This window comes from Pseudomonas sp. Lb2C2, assembly GCF_052112205.1.
Classification (GTDB): Bacteria; Pseudomonadota; Gammaproteobacteria; order Pseudomonadales; family Pseudomonadaceae; genus Aquipseudomonas; species Aquipseudomonas kilonensis.
In genome coordinates this window covers 732499-751634 of sequence record NZ_JAUTYW010000001.1, presented here as the reverse complement: position 1 = coordinate 751634, position 19136 = coordinate 732499, and the positions used below count along the sequence as shown (strand labels likewise).

At 62.6% G+C, this 19136-nt stretch carries 16 protein-coding genes; 10 read left to right on the top strand and 6 right to left on the bottom strand.

All coding sequences use genetic code 11. From position 1 onward, the window contains the following. Nucleotides 1-11: 11 nt before the first annotated feature. The gene (locus Q7F16_RS03210; RefSeq protein WP_046064332.1) at nt 12-959 is read right to left on the bottom strand and encodes a class I SAM-dependent methyltransferase; all 948 of its coding nucleotides are present in this window, start codon (nt 957-959) and stop codon (nt 12-14) included. A 107-nt stretch (nt 960-1066) separates the two neighbouring features. Further along, nucleotides 1067-1750, bottom strand: coding sequence for a murein L,D-transpeptidase catalytic domain family protein (locus Q7F16_RS03205; protein WP_409556993.1), 684 nt, complete (start codon nt 1748-1750; stop codon nt 1067-1069). Nucleotides 1751-1912: 162 nt separating this feature from the next. On the opposite strand from Q7F16_RS03205, the gene Q7F16_RS03200 reads away from it, so the two are divergent. Continuing rightward, nucleotides 1913-3475: a L,D-transpeptidase family protein gene (locus Q7F16_RS03200; RefSeq protein WP_409556953.1), complete on the top strand. Its 1563-nt coding sequence runs from the start codon at nt 1913-1915 to the stop codon at nt 3473-3475. A 2-nt stretch (nt 3476-3477) separates the two neighbouring features. Here Q7F16_RS03200 and Q7F16_RS03195 read toward each other — a convergent pair whose 3' ends face one another. Then, nucleotides 3478-4104: an NAD(P)H-dependent oxidoreductase gene (locus tag Q7F16_RS03195; RefSeq protein ID WP_409556952.1), complete on the bottom strand. Its 627-nt coding sequence runs from the start codon at nt 4102-4104 to the stop codon at nt 3478-3480. Nucleotides 4105-4204: 100 nt separating this feature from the next. Here Q7F16_RS03195 and Q7F16_RS03190 point away from each other — a divergent pair, with 100 nt between their 5' ends. The 4 genes from Q7F16_RS03190 to Q7F16_RS03175 all read left to right on the top strand — a co-directional run bounded on the left by Q7F16_RS03190 (nt 4205) and on the right by Q7F16_RS03175 (nt 8962). Next, complete coding sequence (locus tag Q7F16_RS03190; RefSeq protein ID WP_046064335.1) at nt 4205-4828, top strand: TetR/AcrR family transcriptional regulator; 624 nt, start codon at nt 4205-4207, stop codon at nt 4826-4828. A 586-nt stretch (nt 4829-5414) separates the two neighbouring features. Then, nucleotides 5415-7976 carry a nitrite reductase large subunit NirB gene (nirB, locus tag Q7F16_RS03185; RefSeq protein ID WP_046064336.1) on the top strand — a complete coding sequence of 854 codons (2562 nt, stop codon included), beginning with the start codon at nt 5415-5417 and terminating at the stop codon, nt 7974-7976. Further along, nucleotides 7976-8362 (top strand): nitrite reductase small subunit NirD, encoded by a 387-nt coding sequence (gene nirD / locus Q7F16_RS03180; protein WP_409556951.1) that lies wholly within the window; start codon nt 7976-7978, stop codon nt 8360-8362. Before nirB ends, nirD begins: the two co-directional genes overlap by 1 nt. A 159-nt stretch (nt 8363-8521) precedes the next feature. After that, a complete protein-coding gene (locus Q7F16_RS03175) occupies nt 8522-8962 on the top strand; it encodes a CBS domain-containing protein (RefSeq protein ID WP_003202071.1) in 441 nt (146 codons plus the stop codon). A 24-nt stretch (nt 8963-8986) separates the two neighbouring features. Here the strand turns inward: Q7F16_RS03175 and Q7F16_RS03170 are convergent, their stop codons facing one another. Together Q7F16_RS03170 and Q7F16_RS03165 are read right to left on the bottom strand one after the other, a co-directional pair. Beyond that, nucleotides 8987-10024: an AraC family transcriptional regulator ligand-binding domain-containing protein gene (locus Q7F16_RS03170; protein ID WP_409556950.1), complete on the bottom strand. Its 1038-nt coding sequence runs from the start codon at nt 10022-10024 to the stop codon at nt 8987-8989. Next, the gene (locus Q7F16_RS03165; protein WP_003202067.1) at nt 10021-10935 is read right to left on the bottom strand and encodes a GGDEF domain-containing protein; all 915 of its coding nucleotides are present in this window, start codon (nt 10933-10935) and stop codon (nt 10021-10023) included. Before Q7F16_RS03165 ends, Q7F16_RS03170 begins: the two co-directional genes overlap by 4 nt. Before the next feature lie 458 nt (nt 10936-11393). On the opposite strand from Q7F16_RS03165, the gene Q7F16_RS03160 reads away from it, so the two are divergent. The 5 genes from Q7F16_RS03160 (at nt 11394) to Q7F16_RS03140 (ending at nt 18073) form a co-directional block, all read left to right on the top strand. After that, the gene (locus tag Q7F16_RS03160; protein WP_046062463.1) at nt 11394-13916 is read left to right on the top strand and encodes a TonB-dependent receptor; all 2523 of its coding nucleotides are present in this window, start codon (nt 11394-11396) and stop codon (nt 13914-13916) included. Between the two features lie 193 nt (nt 13917-14109). Next, nucleotides 14110-16035: a phytase gene (locus tag Q7F16_RS03155; RefSeq protein ID WP_409556949.1), complete on the top strand. Its 1926-nt coding sequence runs from the start codon at nt 14110-14112 to the stop codon at nt 16033-16035. Nucleotides 16036-16099: 64 nt separating this feature from the next. Then, entirely contained in the window at nt 16100-16807 is a 708-nt protein-coding gene (gene tolQ, locus Q7F16_RS03150; RefSeq protein WP_046062461.1) for a protein TolQ, read from the top strand. A 13-nt stretch (nt 16808-16820) separates the two neighbouring features. Beyond that, nucleotides 16821-17267: a protein TolR gene (gene tolR, locus Q7F16_RS03145; protein ID WP_024618804.1), complete on the top strand. Its 447-nt coding sequence runs from the start codon at nt 16821-16823 to the stop codon at nt 17265-17267. Then, nucleotides 17264-18073: an energy transducer TonB gene (locus Q7F16_RS03140; protein ID WP_413211828.1), complete on the top strand. Its 810-nt coding sequence runs from the start codon at nt 17264-17266 to the stop codon at nt 18071-18073. Before tolR ends, Q7F16_RS03140 begins: the two co-directional genes overlap by 4 nt. A 142-nt stretch (nt 18074-18215) precedes the next feature. Here the strand turns inward: Q7F16_RS03140 and Q7F16_RS03135 are convergent, their stop codons facing one another. Next, on the bottom strand, nt 18216-19112 hold the full coding sequence (locus Q7F16_RS03135; RefSeq protein ID WP_409557403.1) for a helix-turn-helix domain-containing protein: 897 nt from the start codon (nt 19110-19112) through the stop codon (nt 18216-18218). Nucleotides 19113-19136: the final 24 nt, after the last annotated feature.

The window sequence follows — 19136 nt, the reverse complement described above, 5'->3', positions numbered from 1 at the left end:
CTTCTGATGAGCTAGTGGCCAGGCGTAGTCTTGAAGACCAAGGCCTTGAGGCCACACTCCAGATCGACGTCAGGAAATTCCGGCGGATTTTCCAGGCGTTTCTCGAAGACCAGTCCCGGTGCTTGCTGGGTGACACCGTCGATGAGGAAGTCCGCGCCGGTGGCCGGGTCGTTGCTGCAGGCCAGGACGGTGCCGTGGGCAGTCAGCAGCTCCGGCAGGCGACGCAATACCCGCTGATAGTCCTTGGTCAGCAGGAAGCTGCCTTTCTGGAAGGTTGGTGGATCAATGATCACCAGGTCGTACGGGCCACTGTTGATCACCTTGCCCCAGGACTTGAACAAGTCGTGGCCGAGGAAACTCACCTGGCTCAGGTCGTGGCCATTGAGTCGATGGTTGTCGCGGCCTCGGCTCAGGGCCGCACGGGACATATCCAGGTTGACCACATGCTGCGCGCCGCCAGCGATGGCCGCCACCGAGAAGCCGCAGGTGTAGGCGAACAGGTTCAGTACCCGTTTGCCCTCGGCGTTGGCCCGGACCCAGTCGCGGCCATACCGCATGTCGAGGAACAGGCCGTTGTTCTGCTTCTTGCCCAGGTCGATCCGGTAACGCAGGCCACCTTCGGTCAGGGTCCATTCGTCAATGGGCTCGCCCACCAGCCATTGGGTGAGGCTTTGCGGCAGGTAGCGGTGCTGCACCGCCAGCGTATGGGCCTTGCTGTGTTGCCATGCCGGCGACGTAGTGAGCGCCAGCAGTGTCGCGATCAAATCATCCAGGTGCGTGGGGTCCGGTTCCTTGAACAGCGAGACCAGCACCACCCCTTGCAACCAGTCGACAGTGATTTGCTCCAGGCCCGGCCAGCAGCGCCCGCGGCCATGGAACAGGCGCCGGGTTTCTTCTGGCACCGACTCCAGGGCTGTCAGCAAATGGGCGTGAAGGGTTTGAAGGGCTACGCAGTTCATTCAGGCAACGCCAGGGATTCGAAAGGCCGGCATTTTAACCGCAGGCCACTGCGGCGCAATCCCTGTGGCGAGGGAGCTTGCTCCCGCTCGGCTGCGAAGCAGCGGCATCAACTGCCGCTTGTAGCCAAAATGCTGGCAACCTGTTGCGGCTGGCAGTTGAGGTACGCCGAACGCTTGAGCCAACTGGGGTCCGGGTACCAGGAAAACATGAATTGACCGCCCTTGAGCTTGTCGATCACCTGGCGCGCCACCTGGGGGCGTACGGCAGGGCAGCCCTGGCTGCGCCCGATGCGTCCCTGGCGCACGCTCCACAACGGGTTCACGTAGTCAGCGGCATGGATCACGATCGCCCGATCACGGGCCAGGTCATTGAAGCCTGGCTCAAGGCCGTCCATGCGTAGCGAATAGCCGTGGGCACCCTGGTAGCTTTCCTGGGTGCGAAACAGACCCAGGCTGGACTGGTAGCTGCCCAGGCGATTGGAAAATTGCGTCGCGAAGTTTTCCCCGGACTTTTGCCCGTGGGCCACCAGGTCGCGCAATACCAGCTTCTTCTGGCGCAGGTCGAAGATCCACAGGCGACGGGCGGTGGAGGGTTGCGAGTAGTCGATGACCGCCAGGTGGCGGGCTTGGCTGGCACCATTGGCGACCGCGCATTGCATGGCGCTCAAGGCACTTTTGAGCGCCAGGGGATTGAGTTCCGGCGCTGCGTGGGCGAGGCTGTGGTAGAGCGTTTGCGAATTCGTCTTTTTTTCCGCCAGCGCTGGGCTGCAAAAGACGCCCAGGCCCAGCATGACCAGACAGAATCGGCGCAAAAAGCCCTGTACAGGCGAAGCGTTTTCAGCGTGGTGTTCGTTCGCGGCATCCCGTCCGATTTTGTTTGTATGCATGATGGCGGGTCGTACCTGTCGCAAAATTCACCGTCAACGAGACGGCCATGGATTGGAGTAAAGCAGTTGTTCAAAAAGTCCGCATGTTACCTGAGCCTTTTATTGCTCACTGCGCCATTGGTCGCGACAGCCGAAGACAGCGATCCTGCATTCGTGCAGACCACACTGGCGCAACTGGCGGTCGCGTGCCCGGGCGTTGCGACGGGCGTCGACTTTCCGACGCTGCTCGACTTGCAGGCGTTCTATCAGCAAAACGCAGGCCAGGAAATCTGGACGGACGACGAACGACGGGGGGCGTTGCAGGTCCAGTTGCAACAATTGGCCGATGACGGCCTGGATCCAACACGCTATGGCCTGCCGGTCGAGGGTGCAGCCCAAGGCGCTCACTGTGTCGACATCGCCATCAGCCAGCGCTACCTGCAAGCCTTGCATGACCTGCGTTTTGGCTACCTGCCCCAGGCCCGGCTGGAGCCGGTATGGAAGGCCAATCCGTCACCACAGGATCATCAGGCCGTGGTGCTCGCCATCGCCGGGCTCGGTCTGCGGGACGTCGCCGCTGCTTTTGAACAGGCCCGGCCGAACCTGGACCTTTATCGCAACCTGCGCAGCCTCTATGCCCGGCTGCGGCAACAGCCTCTATCCGACTGGCAACCCGTGCCGGGCGGACCGCTGCTGCAACCGGACAAGCAGGACGCCCGAGTACCCGCCCTGGCCCAGCGACTGTTCAGCGAGGGTTACCTGAGTACACAGCCGCTGCTGACCGATGAGCACTACAGCCCCACACTGGTGGACGCGATGAAAAGCTTCCAGGCCCAGCATTCGCTGCAGGCCGATGGCGTGGTGGGGCCGTGGACCGTGACCGAGCTGAACATCAGCCCGGCCATGCGTCGCGAGCAGTTGCGCATCAATCTGGAACGCATGCGCTGGCTGGCCCAGGACGTGGAGAACGATAGCGTCCTGGTCAACGTGGCGGCGGCCCAGTTGACGGTTTATCGAGGCGGCGCGCCAGTCTGGCAAACCCGCACCCAGGTGGGCCGAGCGCAACGGCAGACACCGTTGCTCAAATCCCATGTCACCCGGCTGACGCTCAACCCGACCTGGACCATTCCGCCGACCATCATGCGCGAAGACAAACTGCCCGAGATTCGCCGCGATCCGGAGTTTCTCGCCCGCCACAACCTGCGGATCCTCGACAGTGAAGGCCTGCCGTTGCTGGCAGAGGATATCGACTGGGAACACCCGGGCAACCTCATGCTGCGCCAGGACCCTGGTCCGAAGAACCCGTTGGGCAAAATGGCGATCCGCTTTCCCAATCCGTTCTCGGTGTACTTGCATGACACACCGAGCCAGGCGCTGTTCAGCAAAGGCCCGCGGGCCTTCAGTTCAGGCTGCGTGCGGATCGAGCAAGTGATGCACCTGCGCGACTTGCTGGTCAGCCCGGCCGAACGCGCTCGCACCGATACGCTGCTGGCTACCGAGACGACCCATGAATTCCGGTTGGCCCGGCCCGTGCCGATCCTGCTGGGGTACTGGACAGCACAAGCGGACAGCCAGGGCCAGCCGTTGTACATCCCGGATATCTATGCTCGTGACGCGACACTGTCTGCTGCCCATGGTCGAGCACTCTGAGGTCACGCGCAGGCGGTGGCGGCGTGTGTGGTCTCGTCGAGCGTCGTGAACAGCCGCTGGCCGATAACACTGGCGGCCTGCAAATGCCGGTGCGGATCGACGGTTTCCGATTCGAGCAAACGTTGGGAGCTCACCACGCGGGCGCCGCAGTAATCGAAAATGCCATGGTCGATCTGCGTGGTCATCGCCTCGCCGTAGCCGTGGCGCTGGAAGCTGTCGGCATCGGCGCCGCCAACTGCCACCAGGTGCACCCGCAAGTGCTGCAGTTGTTGGACAAACGGCTTGTCGAGGCTGAAATCGAATGCCCAGCCGTTGGAAAACACCCGGTCGATCCAGCCCTTGAGCAGCGCCGGCATGGACCACCAGTAAATCGGATAGACCAGCACCAACGTATCGGCACGATCGATCCTGGCTTGTTCGGCCAGCACATCCGCGGGCGGCGACGCTTCGCGGTGGTGAACGGCATGGTCGGCGAAGCTGAAGCGCGGATCGAAACCTTCGGCGGCCAGGTCGGCGATCTCGAACGTATCGGCGGGGTTGGCGCGGGTGATGCCCTGGGCGATTTTTTCGGCCAGGCTGTGGGTGAGGGAACGAGGGTCGTGGTGAGCCACAACGATCAATGCATGCATGGCGAAACTCCTTCTGGTCACACAGTCAGGAAGACAGGTATGCTGGGTTAAGTTACGGTTGGTAAGTTACGGCTGGTAAGTTACGGTTGGTAAAGTTAGCATGTCAAGCACTGACGAAAATCCGCAGCCTTCACCTCGTCGTCGTTTATCCCGGCATGACCGGCAGCGACAATTGCTGGATGTCGCCTGGCGACTGGTGCGGGAGGAGGGCAGCGACGCCCTGACGCTGGCGCGGCTGGCAGATCAGGCGGGGGTGACCAAGCCCATCGTCTACGACCACTTCATCACCCGCTCCGGGTTGCTGGCGGCGCTGTACCAGGATTTCGACGCCCGCCAGACCGCGTTGATGGACGCGGCCCTGGACGCCAGCGACGCGACCCTGCAAAGCCGGGCGGCGGTGATTGCTTCTTCCTACGTCGAGTGCGTGCTGTTGCAAGGCCGGGAGATTCCCGGGGTGATCGCGGCGTTGACCAGCTCGCCGGAGCTGGAACGCATCAAGCGCGAATACGAGGGGATTTTCCTCGACAAGTGCCGCGCCGTGCTGGAACCGTTCGCCGGCACGAAGGGCATCACCCAGGCAGGTTTGCGGGCGATGCTGGGGGCTGCGGAGGCCCTGTCCAATGCCGCTGCCACTGGGGAAATCAGCGCTGGTGAGGCGAAGGAAGAGCTGCTGGTCAGTATCGTTGCGATGGTGGATAGGACCGCCAACATCCCTTCAAACTGAACCACCGCTATCGCGAGCAAGCTCGCTCCCACAGGAAATTTGTACCGCCCCCAACCCCACGACCACCACAATTACCCCTGTGGGAGCGAGCTTGCTCGCGATGACGGCGGCACATTCAGCCTCTTTGCCAACTGACCGAGGGATATCGAGAGCAAGCCCCTCTTGAGGGCAGGCTGCACTTTTATGAAGCCGCAGGCGGGGTAGTCGCACCATCGAAAGGCAATTGGCGGTGCTTGCGAAACGGCGGCAGGCGCCGGTTGGCTTGCGGTGACTGAGCTGGCGTCTTCGCGGGCAGGCCCGCTCCCACAGGGGATTAGCGGTGAATGCGCGACCGTGAATAGGGGCTGGACGAGGTTTGGCACGCTCGCTGCAAGAGACTAACCAGGCCCACCGCGAACACAGTCGAGTGGGCAGCCCCGTCGGTCAACGAAGATCGAGTGCCAGCAGGCCGGGGGACAACGGTAGGTCAGGGCGCAGTCGCCGGACCGATACCGCACAGAACAGGCAAAGACGCCTGGAACCGCAAGGTTTCAGGCGTCTTTTTTTTGCTTTCAAAATCGTGATGGGCTTTTGTCGGGTGCTTTTTATGAATTCCAACGTTGCTTCTCTGAACAAGCTGCAAACGCTGATCGTGATCGGCAATGGCATGGTCGGCCATCACTGCGTCGAGCAACTGATCGAGCGCGGTGCCCTCAATCATTACCATGTGCATGTGTTCAGCGAAGAGCCAATGCGTGCCTACGACCGTGTGCACCTGTCCGAGTACTTCTCGGGCCGCGATGCCGAGTCCCTGGCCCTTGGCGAAGCGTCGTTGTACCAGACCCCCGGCGTCACGTTGCACCTGGGTGTGCCGGTGCTGGAAATCGACCGTGACGCGCATCAGGTCGTGACCGCCCATGATCGCCTTCACTACGACAAGCTGGTGCTCGCCACCGGTTCCTACCCGTTCGTGCCACCGATCCAGGGCGCCGAAGGCGATTCATGCCTGGTCTATCGCACCCTGGAAGACTTGGACGCGATCCGCGCCGCCGCCAGCAATGCCCGTCGTGGCGTGGTGGTCGGTGGCGGCCTGCTGGGCCTGGAAGCGGCCAACGCGCTCAAGACCCTGGGCCTGGAGGCCCATGTGGTGGAATTCGCCCCCCGGCTGATGCCGGTGCAATTGGACCCCCAGGGCGGCTTGGCCCTCAAGGCCCGTATCGAGAAGCTGGGCGTCGGCGTGCACCTGTCCAAGGGCACTCAGTCCATCAGCGCCGGCGAACAGTACCGTTATCGGATGAACTTCGGCGACGACGATTTCCTGGAAACCGACCTCATCGTGTTTTCCGCCGGCATCCGTGCCCAGGATGCCTTGGCTCGCCAGAGCGACCTGCAGATCGGCCCGCGCGGTGGCGTGGTGATCGACGACCATTGCCAAAGCAGTGATCCTGACATCTTTGCCATCGGCGAATGCGCGGCCTGGAACGGCAGCATTTTCGGCCTGGTCGCCCCCGGCTACCAGATGGCCCGCAACGTCGCGGCCCGCCTGTGCGGCGAAAGCGCTGAAGCCTTCACCGGCGCCGACATGTCCACCAAGCTCAAGTTGCTGGGTGTGGACGTAGGCTCCATCGGCGACGCCCATGGCAACACCCCGGGTTCGCGCAGCTTCCAGTTCATCGACGAAACCAGCGCCAGCTATCGGCGACTGGTGGTGGACGCCGACGGCAAGCGCGTGATCGGCGCGGTGCTGGTGGGCGACAACAGCTACTACGACACCTTGCTGCAATACATGCAGAACGGTATCGCCTTGCCCAAGGACGCTGCCAGCCTGATCCTGCCGTCGTCCGAGGGCGCTCCGACCCTGGGCCCGGCGGCGTTGCCCGAAACCGCCACCCTCTGCTCGTGCCACAACGTCACCAAGGGCTCGATCTGCTCGGCCATCGACGGTGGTTGCACTGATCTGGGCCAGCTCAAATGCGACACCAAGGCCGGTACGGGTTGTGGTGGTTGCGCGGCCTTGGTCAAGCAAGTCTTTGAACATGAATTGACTGCCCGCGGCGTCAGCGTCGACAAGAGCCTGTGCGAACATTTCGCCTACACCCGCCAGGAGTTGTATGCGCTGGTGCGGGTGGAGGGCATCATCAGTTTCGACGAACTGCTGGCCAAGCACGGTCGTGGTCACACCGGTTGCGACCTGTGCAAGCCGGCGGTGGGCTCGATCCTGGCGTCCTGCTGGAACCAGCCGATCATGGACCCGTCCCTGGTGGCGTTGCAGGACACCAACGACACCTTCATGGCGAACATGCAGAAAAACGGCACCTACTCGGTGGTACCGCGCATCGCCGGTGGGGAAATCACCGCTGACAAACTGATCGCCATCGGCGTGGTCGCCAAGAAATATGACCTCTACACCAAGATCACCGGCGGCCAGCGCATCGACCTGTTCGGCGCCCAGTTGCACCAGTTGCCGGACATCTGGGCCGAGCTGATCGAAGCCGGTTTCGAAACCGGGCATGCCTACGGCAAATCCACGCGCACGGTGAAATCCTGCGTGGGCAGCACCTGGTGCCGCTACGGCGTGCAGGACAGCGTGCAGATGGCCCTGACCATCGAGGATCGCTACAAAGGCCTGCGCTCGCCGCACAAGCTCAAGTTCGCGGTGTCCGGTTGCACCCGCGAGTGCGCCGAGGCCCAGAGCAAGGACGTCGGCGTGATTGCCACCGAGAAGGGCTGGAACCTCTATGTGGCTGGCAACGGCGGCATGCGCCCGCGTCACGCCGAGCTGTTCGCAACCGACCTGGATGACGCCACGCTGATTCGCTACATCGACCGCTTCCTGATGTTCTACATCCGCACGGCCGACAAACTGCAACGGACTTCGGTCTGGCGCGAAAGCCTGGAAGGCGGCCTGGACTACCTCAAGGACGTGATCATCCACGACAGCCTGGGCCTGGGCGCCGAGCTCGAAGCGCAGATGCAACTGGTGGTCGACCGCTACGAATGCGAATGGGCCAATGCCTTGAAGGACCCGGAGAAGCTCAAGCGTTTCCGCACCTTCGTCAACGACAAGCGCGGCGATCCGGACGTTCACTTCGTCCGCGAACGCGGCCAGCGCCGGCCGGTTCACGCCCATGAACTCCACCTGATTCCCGTTACCGAGGAGGTGCTCTGATGAGCCAGTCAAACGTCGTTCGTATTCCCGCCCGCGAAGTCGCCCAGGAACCCTTGCAATGGCGTGCCCTGTGCAGCCGCGAGGACCTGGTGCCCAACTCTGGCGTGGTCGCCTGGCACGACGGCAGCCAAGTGGCGTTGCTGTACCTGCCCGAGCATCAGGACAAGCCGCTGTACGCCATCGACAACCGCGACCCCAAGTCGGGTGCGAACGTCATCGGCCGCGGTCTGTTGGGCAGCATCAAGGGTGACCTGGTGATTGCCTCGCCGATGTACAAGCAGCATTTTCGCCTGGAAGACGGCCATTGCCTGGAATACCCGGAACAAAGCCTGCGGGTATGGGCGGTGCGGCTCAATGGTGATGTGGTGGAGATTGGCGAAGACTGACCAGCTTACCCATTTGTGGCGAGGGGATTTATCCCCGCTCGGTTGCGTAGCGACCGTAAGATTTTTGGGGCCGCTGCGCAGCCCAGCGGGGATAAATCCCCTCGCCACAGGAATGGTTTAGCTCGAATTATTGTTTGATTCGCAACCTGGGGATTAGTAATGAAAACCGCCGCCCAACTGGTGAGACTCAAGAGTGTGCAAAACCAGCAGGTCCACAGCATCGCACCGGAGCAGACGGTGCTCGAAGCGCTGCAGATCATGGCCGAAAAAAATGTCGGCGCGCTGCCGGTGATCGAGGACGGCCAGGTGGTGGGTGTGTTCAGCGAGCGGGACTACGCGCGCAAGATGGTGCTCAAGGGGCGCTCATCGGTGGGGACGACAGTACGCACCATCATGAGCGCGCCGGTGGTCACCGCCGACAGCCAGCAGAGCATCGACCGCTGCATGGAAGTCATGACCGACAGCCACTTGCGGCACCTGCCGGTGCTGGATAACGGGCAGTTGATCGGCCTGCTGTCCATTGGTGACCTGGTGAAAGAGGCGATTGTCGAGCAGGCTGATTTGATCCGGCAGTTGGAGCACTACATCCGCGGGCATTGAACCCACAGGGAGTTTATCTGTAGTTCAACCCAACATCAGCAATTGCCGGATCAGATTCGGCGTACTGCCGGTCCAGCGCTTGAACGAGCGACGAAAGTTCGCCGTATCGTTGAAGCGCAGGTACTGCGCCACTTCCTCGTTGCTGAAGCCCTTGACCTGATACAGATACAAGGCCACATGGGTGTGCACCCGATCCACCTGTTGCTGGAACCCGGTATGGTGCTTGTGCAACTTGCGCTTGAGGGTTGCCGGGCTCATGGCGAAGGCTTGGGCGGTCTGTTCCAGGCTGGGCGTCTGCTGCACATGAGCGTGCAGATAGTCGTAGAGGCAATCCAGGAAGCTTGAAGCAAAGCCCAGTTGATCGAGCTGCTCCCGGGCTTCGATCCGCGCCACCTGGCCGGCGGTGGCCGAGACGTTGGGCCAGGGCTGGGCGAGGCAGTGGCGGGGCAGGCGCATCAGGTCCAGGGGGCGGTCGAACTGGGTGTGCTCACCCAGGTGCACCCAATATTGCTCGACGTAGCGCGGCTCGCTGTAGCGAAAGCTGCACTGCCAGGGCAGGCGTTCGCCGCTGAGCCAGGCGCTCATCGCCACCATCGAGGTCATGCTCGCCTCCAGTACGAAGCGCCATTGTTCATCGGCGCCGCAGCTGTCGAGCCAATGGACATAGGCATAGTGCTCGTCCAACAGCAGCCTCGGGGCGGCCAACGGGCTGAGCAGCGCCTGCTGGTCGATCAGGGTTTGCAGGGCTTGATGCAGATTCTGCGCGTGGCGCAAGGCGTGGCTCGCAGGCCCGTAGTGCCCCGGCAACAGCCGCTGGCCAAACAGGAAACTGCTGTCGCTGGCATCCAGCAGGCGTCGGCTATTGTCGATCAGGCCGAGGAACTGCTGCGGGCTGATGCGGCTCTGTCCGGCGAGGATATCGTCGTGAAACAACCCGGTGCCGCGCAGCAGGCGATGGCTGTCGATGTCCCGCGACAGCGCCAGGTCGATCAGCGCGGCAGGCTGATAGTGCCCCGGAATGAAGCGGCTGTCGGTTTCGTACCAGCAAGTCTTGAGGGTCATGCGCTTTTCGCCAACGTGGTCCGGGACTGGGCCAGCGCCAGGTTCAGGCGTTTGAGCAAGGCCTCGGGGGACTCGTCGAACGCCATCACCACCGCCGTGCTGGCGACCAGTTGCAACCGTTCGCTGTGTTGCCGGGTCTTGTGGGCCAGGCTGCGCACCGCAATTTCCAGCTCCAGGGCCAGGCGTCGGGCCTGGCTCTCGCCGGTGTCGGGCAGCAGCACCACGAAGCGATCGCCGGCCAGCCGGCAGAGCAGATCCTGGCGCCGCAGGTTCAATACCAGCAACTGGCTGACGGCCTGCAACACCGCATCGCCTTCGCCGTGGCCGAAGCGCTGGTTGATAGCGGTGAAGTTGTCCAGGTCCAGGGCTAGCAGCGACAAGGGTTGCTGGCGGCGTCGACTGTCTTCCAGGCTGGCGGACAGTTCGTGCTTGAGAAAGTCGGCGCCCCCCAACGGCGTGAGTTTGTCGAACAGGCGATGCTCACGGAACAGCCGCTCGCGCTTCTCCATTTGCCCGTTGATTGCCAGTTGTTCCCGGTGCCAGTGATAGATACCGAGGGTCAGTAGAATCATGCCCACTGGCATCGGTCCGGATTCGAGCCAGTGATCCCAGGTGATGCTGTCGGGCAGGCGGATGAATTCATCGAGGCTGTCGATCCACCAGGAAAAGAAGATGCAGCCCAGGCCCAGGATCAGGTAGTTGGTGACCCGTCCGGCCGGGCGGCTTTTCAGCACCAGCCCCAGCCAGACCAGCGCCAGCAGCGCCGAACCACCTTCGCCGAGGATGTCCAGCCAGACCCATTCGGCGACGGGTTTGAGTTCGCCGCTGGCCAAGTGCAGGATCAACCCGAGGTTGGCCGCCAGCAGGAGCAGGGCGAGTTTGAGGCGGTGCGGGCGCAGCACGGAGAACATGGCCGGAATCCTTTGCCAGAAGCGGAATGCGGCCCAGCACAGCAGATGAATGTGACAGTGCGGTGACGGAGGGTGATGGGGTGGGGGAGGTCGAATCAGCTCATCCATTGTCTGAACTTTTCATTCGTGACATCGCCACCTATCTAATTGTGGCGAGGGGATTATGTGGGAGCAAAGCTTGCTTGCGATGAAGACGATGCGGTTTTTCAGGGAATCGAGGCGCCTGCATCGCGAGCAAGCTTTGCTCCCACAGAGGTGATTCCCTCGCCCTTCAGATTCCCTTAGCCTGTAAAACAGGTCATTTCAGCTCATTCCGGCTCGCCAGCCCCCCTAAATCAGCTGATTGCAGCCCCTCCAGCCAAACCCTGTCACAGAACCGTCATTCCCCACCCCTAGCGTGCCCTCCCAGTTGCCGGGCCATTGCCCGGCGGATTTCCGGATTCCTGGGGAGGACCACCATGTATCACCGCACAAGCACTGCCGGGCTCGTCGGTTTCACTGTTACCGCGTTGGCGATGGCCATTGCCAGTGAGCGACTGAGCGCCGCCGAGCAGACGGCCACTGAACACGTTGAAGTGGTCGGCCAGGCGGCCAGCATCGATCAGGCCCTCAAGGAGCAGCGCAGCGCCGACAGCATCAAGAGCGTGGTGCATGCCGACGGCGTTGCGCAGTTGCCGGATGAAAACGTCGCCGAAGCGGTGCAGCGCCTGCCGGGTGTCAGCGTCGAGCGCGACCAGGGCGAAGGCCGGTTTGTCAGCGTGCGCGGCCTGGGACCGGACCTCAACAGCGTGACCATCAATGGTACCCTGGTGCCAGCCCCGGAGAGCGAACGCCGGGCCGTTGCCCTGGATGTGCTGCCCTCGGAGCTGGTGCAATCGTTGTCGGTGATCAAGACCCTGACGCCGGACATGGACGCCAACTCCCTGGGCGGCACGGTGGACGTCAAAAGCCTCTCGGCCTTCGACCACAAGGGCCTGTTCTACACCGGCAGCAGCGAAGCCAGCTATGACAAGAACACCAGCCAGACCAGCCCGAAATTCTCCGGCGCCATCAGCGACCGTTTCAGCCTCGGCGACGGCATCGACAACTTCGGCGTGGCCGCGGCGCTGAGCTGGCAGAAGCGTGACTTCGGTTCGGACAACGTCGAAACCGGCGGTGCCTGGGATTTCGAGCAAGGCTCGCGCCTCGAAGAGTTCGAACAGCGCGACTACGACATTCGTCGCGAGCGGGCCGGTGGCGGGTTGAACTTCGACTACAAGCCCGATGACTTCAGCAGCTATTACCTGCGCACGCTTTACAGCCGCTACAAGGACAGTGAAACCCGCAACGCCGCCAGCATTGCCTTCGAAGACCCGCAAGCAGCAGGCGAGTTGGGCGATGCCGAGGGCGAGCGCAAACTCAAGCAACGTGAAGAAACCCAGGAAATCCAATCCTACGTACTCGGTGGCGAACGCCTGTTCGGGCTCTGGACCCTGAGTGGCCAGGGTGGCTATAGCCAATCCAGCGAAGACAGCCCCGGCCACATTGCCGGTGCCACCTTCAAAGGCATCGATGGTTTCAACGGGGGTTTCTACGACAACGACAAGCCGCGCCCGATCATCGGCTCGGGGTTCTACGATCCGGCCAACTTCAGCCTCGACAAGGTGGACTGGGAGGAACAGAAGACCACCGACACCGAGAAAAACCTGCGCCTGGACCTGGCCCGGGACTATGACCTGCGTGGCTACGCGTCCCAGGTCAAATTCGGCGGCAAAGTCAGCCGACGTAACAAGGACAACGACCTCAATGCCTGGGTCTACGAGGATTTTGACGACCTGGGCTTCACCGACGAGCAGTTGAACCTCGGGCAGTTCCAGAAAGGCAACGTGGACTATCGCCTCGGCCGCTTCGGCCCGGGCATAAGCGCCGACGCGATCAAGCAGTTGCTCGGCGGTCTGAATCGCGATGAGTTTTTCGACGAGCAGGAGTCGCGAGTCAACGATTTCAAGATGAGCGAGGACATCAACGCCGGATACCTGATGAACACCGTCGATATCGATGACTGGCGCTTCATCGCCGGCATGCGCTACGAAGGCACCGAGTTCGAAGCCAAGGGCACCGGCGCCACCGATGGCGTATTCACCGACACCGAGACCCGGCGCAAGTATCACCACTGGTTGCCGGGCCTGCACGCGCGCTATCAACTGGACAAGAACACCCAGGTGCGTGCGGCCTGGACCAAATCCGTGGTGCGTCCGACCTTCGGGCAATTGGCGCCGGGTTTTGTCATCGACGATGACGAGGCCACGTTCGGCAACCCGGAGCTCAAACCGCTGGAATCGAGCAACCTGGACCTGGGCATCGAACATTTCATGGGCCACGCCGGTACAGTCTCGGCCTTCGTGTTCTATAAGGACATCAAGAATTTCGTCTACAACACCGACCTGGCCGGCACCGGTGCCTGGACCGATTTTTCCGAAGCCCACAGCTACGCCAACGGCGACAGCGCCAAGCTGTATGGCCTGGAATTGGCCTACTCGCAAAAATTCGACTGGCTGCCAGCCCCTTGGAACGGCCTGCTGCTCGGCGCCAACACCACCTTCAGCCGTTCGGACGCCGAGATCGAGGGCTTCGACCAGGCCAGTGGTACCCAGCGCAAACGCAGCATCGACCTGCCGAACCAGTCGGACACGGTCGGCAACCTGATGTTGGGTTGGGAAAACGACAAGCTGAGCCTGCGGCTGTCGGCCAACTACAAGTCAGCGTACCTGTTCGAACTGGCGTCCATCAGCGACCGCGACCACGACTTGCACGTCGACGCCCAGACCTTCGTCGACTTCAGCGCGCGCTATTCGCTGACCAAGAACCTGCAAGTCAGCCTGGAGGCCCAGAACCTCACCGACGAGTCGTATTTCGTCTACACCGGCCACCGTTCCTACAACGGCCAGTACGAAGAGTACGGCCCGACCTACAAGCTGGGGCTGACCTTTACCCATTTCTGAATCGCGAGCCTGATCACTTGTGGCCAGAGGATTTGGCTGTGGGAGCAAAGCTTGCTCGCGACGAAGACGACGCGGGTCTCCCGGGAACCGAGGCGCCTGCATCGCGAGCAAGTGCTCCCACAGATGAACTCCCTGGCAATAGAAGTGAGCAACAAGCCCGTTTGAGCCTGACTGAACGACAAGGATTTTCCCGTTGAACACGATGTTTTTCTTACCCAAGCGCTACCTGCTGGCGATGGCGATCAGCCTGGCATCAGCCGCCGCCCTGGCGGCTGCCCCGGCACCCAAGCTACAGCTGCAACCCTGGTCTCAAGCCGAGCAACTGTCGATCAACGCCCTGGCATTCCTGCCCGGCCCTTCGACGACCGAGCGACTGGCCAGTGCCCGCGAAGGCTTGTTCTTGCTCGATGCCCAGGGGCGCGAACTGACGCGCCTGAAGGGCACCTTCGAAGGTGTCGATAGCCGTGCCCAGGGCGCGAACGTGTTGGTCGCCAGCCTCGACAGCACGCGCCAGCAAGCCCTGCTCGTCAGCCTCGACCCACAAAACCGTCAGTGGGGTACGCCGTTGTACCTGCCCGCGCGGGATTTCCCGGTCAACGGCCTGTGCCTTTATCGCGACGAGGCGAGCAACCTGTTTGTGTTCCTGGTCGGCGAGGAGGGCAAGGGCGAGCAATGGCTGGTGGGCAATGGCGAGCGCCTGAGCGACACCGCGCAACGGGTGCGCGGCCTGCCATTGCCGCCGGATGCCAAGACCTGCCAGGTACAGGACAGCGCCAATCAATTGTTCGTCAACGAGGAACGGGTGGGCTGGTGGGCCTATCCGGCATCCTCAGAGGCCGAGACCGTGCGGGTGCCCGTGGCGATGCGCGCACCGTTCGGCGACCTCCAGCAAGGCGCCGGGGCCATGGCCGTGCTGCCGGGAGGCCTGTTGGGGCTGGACCCGGAAGCGGCGCAACTGCATGTGTATCAGCAACAGGAAGAGGGTTGGAGCGCCAAGGCCAGTCTGCCGTTGACGGGCCTGAAGGAGCCGGAAAACCTCGCGGCGCGGCTGACGAAAAGTGGCATCGAAGTGCTGCTGCGCGACGATGACAACGGTCACCTGTACCAAGGCGAAATCAGCTGGAAACCCACGCCAGTGCCTTTGCCACCGGTACTGCCCACTGTGGCTGCCATCGTCCAGAGCGAACCGGTGGCCCGCCAGGGCGATGCAGCCGATGACCCGGCGATCTGGGTGCATCCGACGACGCCCGGGCTGAGCCGGGTGCTGGGCACCAACAAGAAGCAAGGCCTGCTGGCCTATGACCTGCAAGGCAAGCTGCTGCAGGAACTGGCGGTCGGGCGCCTGAATAACGTCGATGTGCGGGCGAACTTCAAGCTGGGCACGCAAACCGTCGATCTGGCCGTGGCCAGCAACCGCGATCGAAACAGCTTGAGCCTGTTCAGCATCGACCGCGCCAGTGGCGAGTTGCGCGAAGCCGGCGAGATAGCGACGTCATTGAAGGAAATCTACGGCATCTGTCTGTTCCAGCCTGCCGAAGGCGAACTGTATGCCTTCGCCAACGGCAAGGACGGGCGTTTCGTGCAGTATCGCCTGAGCGCGCCGGACGGCGTGGTGAAAGGCCAGTTGGTGCGCCAGTTCAGCGTCGACAGCCAGCCCGAAGGTTGCGTCGCCGATGAGCAGCGCCAGCGCTTGTTTCTCGGTGAGGAGGACGTGGGGGTCTGGGCGGTGGATGCCCGGGCCGACCAACCGGCGACCTTGAACAGTGTGATCAAGGTTGGCCCGGCGTTGCACGCTGACGTCGAGGGCATGGCCTTGTATCAGGCCGAGGGCCGCGACTACCTGGTGATCTCCAGCCAAGGCAATGACAGCTACCTGGTGCTCGATGCCGAGCCTCCCTATGCCGTGCGCGGCGCCTTCCGGGTCGGTCTGAACGCTGCCGCAGGCATTGATGGTGCGTCGCAAACCGATGGCCTGGAGGTGACCTCGGTGAACCTCGGCGGGCCTTGGAGCCAGGGCATGCTGGTGGTCCAGGACGGTCGCAAGCGCATGCCCGAGCAGACCCAGAACTTCAAATTCGTGCCCTGGGCTGACGTGGCGAAAGCGCTGCGCCTGCCTTGAGCGACGCTGTCATCACCCGGTCACGAACATTTCATCGAATAACCGCCAGACAGGAGTTTCAACCATGCAAGCCACTCTGGAACACATGACGATCTGGGGCCTGATCAGTGACGCGAGTCTGCTGGTCAAGGCGGTCATGCTCACGTTGCTGCTGGCCTCGCTATTGAGCTGGTACCTGATCATCCAGCGCAGCGCCGTGCTGCAACGCAACGAGCGCCAGCTCAACGGTTTCATGCAGCGCTTTCGCAGCAGCCAGGATCTGTTGCCCTTGTACCGGGAACACGCACAAGTCCGCGAAGACGACGGTGGCGTCACGCCGATTTTCCAGGCAGGTGTGCTGGCCTTCACTCAGCTCAACCAACCTTCAAGCACGCCGCAAGTGGTGCTTGAAGGCGTCGAGCGCGCGCTGCAAGTGGCGATCAGCGAACAGGAAATACAGTTGGAAAAAGGCCTGCAATTTCTTGCCACCGTCGGTTCCGTCAGCCCTTACATCGGTTTGTTTGGCACCGTCTGGGGGATCATGAATGCCTTTATTGGCCTGTCCCAGGTGCAGCAAGCGAGCCTTTCCACCGTGGCGCCGGGCATTGCCGAAGCGTTGATCGCCACGGCCATCGGCTTGTTCGCGGCGATCCCAGCGGTGATTGCCTATAACCGTTTTGCTGCTCGCGGCCAGACCCTTCTTACCCGTTACTACGCCTTCGGCAACGAGCTGCAGGCGCGTCTGCACCGCAAACTGCACGGTGCCCCGATGAACCTGGCCACGGCCGCTTGAGAGGAGAGGGCAGATGCTCGTCAAGCCACAACGCAAGCACGGTCCCAAGGCCGAAATGAACGTGGTGCCGTACATCGACGTGATGTTGGTGCTGCTGGTGATTTTCATGGTCACCGCACCGATGCTGACCCAGGGGGTGAAGATCGAACTGCCCAAGGTCGCCAGCGAAGCACTGGCCAGCGACAGTCGCCAGCAAATCCTCACCCTGTCGGTCAAGGCCGAGGGTGGTTACTACTGGAACCTGGGCGGTGAGCTGGACACCCGCCACCAGACCGACAGCGCCGTGGACCTGGAGCAGATGCGCGCCAAGGTGGCGCAGGTCGTGGCTGAGCGCAGCGATACCCAGGTGTACATACGTGCCGACGAGCATGCCGATTACGGTCGGGTCGTTGCGGCCATGGCCGCGTTGCAGCAGGGCGGCGTGAGCAACCTGGGACTGGTGACCGAGGCGCCGCGATGACGGCGATGATCATGCACAGTCCCTCCTTGAGCGTACCTGCGCTGGGCCGTCGCTTTTGGAAAAACAGCCTGGCGGCGGGGCTCGCCGTGGCCCTGCACGCGGGGGTGGTGGCGTTGTTGGTGCTGGGTTGGAGCGTGGAGAAGCCGGCTGCCGAGGCGCCCAGGGTGTTGCGCACGCAACTGGTGATGTTGCCAGCGGCACCGGTGCCCGAAGCACCTGCACCTGTCATCCCTGTTGCACAGCCAGCGCTCGAATCCACCCCGCCACCCCTGGAAGCGCCACGCCCGGCCCCCACCCAGCCTCTTGTCGATCCGCGTGTCCAGGCGCAGAAACTGGAACAGGCGGCCCTGGCTCGCAAACGGGTCGAGGAGCAAAAGCGTGAGCAACAGGCCCAACAGCAGCGCGAACGCCAGGAAAGCGAACGACGCAGGCAAGACACCGAGCAGCAGGCCGCCGAACAACAGCGCCAGGCCCGGCAGGCACAAGCACTCGCCGAGCAACGCCAGGCCGAGCAAGCGCGCCAGGCCGCCGCCGACAGCCGCAGCTATCAACCGCTGAGCAAACAAGCCCCAGACTATCCGCAACGCGCCCTGGACAAGGGCCTGGAAGGCGATTGCACCGTGGAATACAGCGTGACGCCGGACGGGCGGATCGATAACCCCAAGGTCATCGACGGTTGCCACCCCTTGTTCATCCGACCGTCCCTGGCCGCTGCCCAGACGTTTCGTTATCAACCGCGAATCATCGATGGCAAGGCGGTGACGGTGCCGGCGGTGCGCAATACCTTTCACTACCGGATCAAATAAACGCCGTATCTAGACATCGGCCAAGAACCCCATTGTGGCGAGGGAGCTTGCTCCCGCTGGAGCGCGCAGCGGTCCCAAAATCTTGCGGTCGCTTCGCAACCGAGCGGGAGCAAGCTCCCTCGCCACAGGGGATGTGTGGTCCTTACTTGCGGTAATGACTCGGCGCCACGCCCACTTCGCGGCGGAAGATCTGCGAGAAGTGACTGGCGCTGCCATAGCCGACCTCCAGGCCGATATCGATGACGCTGCGCTCGGTCTCCATCAGCAGTTGCCGGGCTCGGGCCATTCTCAGTTGGATGAAGTACTGCGAAGGTGAACGCCCGGTGGCGCGCTTGAACAGGCGGCTGAAGTGGTATTCGCTCATGCCGATGGCCTGGGCCAGGTCACCGAGGCTGAAGGGGGCGGCCAGGTGTTGTTCCATTAACTGGATCACCCGCTTGAGCTTGAAGGCGGGCAGGGCGTTACGTCCGGACATGTCCTCGGCGTCAGCATCCACATAATGCCGCGCCAGGTGCACCGCCACACATTGCGCCACGCCCTGGATCAGCAAGGCACTGGTTTCACCGCGCCGGGTCAATTCCGCCCGAATCTGTTCAAGCAAGGCTGAAAGCGCTTCATCCCTCCCGCCAGAGACTTCCCGCAGCTGGATCGCGCCGCTGCCGCCGGCTTCGGCAAGGGCACGTTCCAGCAACGCCAACCCCAGGTACAGATGCATGACCACAAACGGCTCGCGACTGGTCACTTGCCAGCGCATCTCATAAGGAACCGGGGATGTGGTCAGGAAAAAATCTCCGCTGCCCACGGTATTCGCTTCCCACGCCTCGTTGGCAACGCGCTCCTCGACGATGGCTTCCCCGGACAGCACCCAGACGAGCAACGGTTCGGCCACTGCCGGCACGACGATGTGTGCTTCGCTGCGCTCACGGACAAAGATCTCGACCAGGATCTCTTTGGCCGATACGCCGTCGGACGTCGCCACGCGCTCGCCGCGAATGTGTGCCTGCAAGCCGGTTGCCGATGTTCGTTCAGTGACTTCCATGCTTCGAATGCCTCGATGGAACGG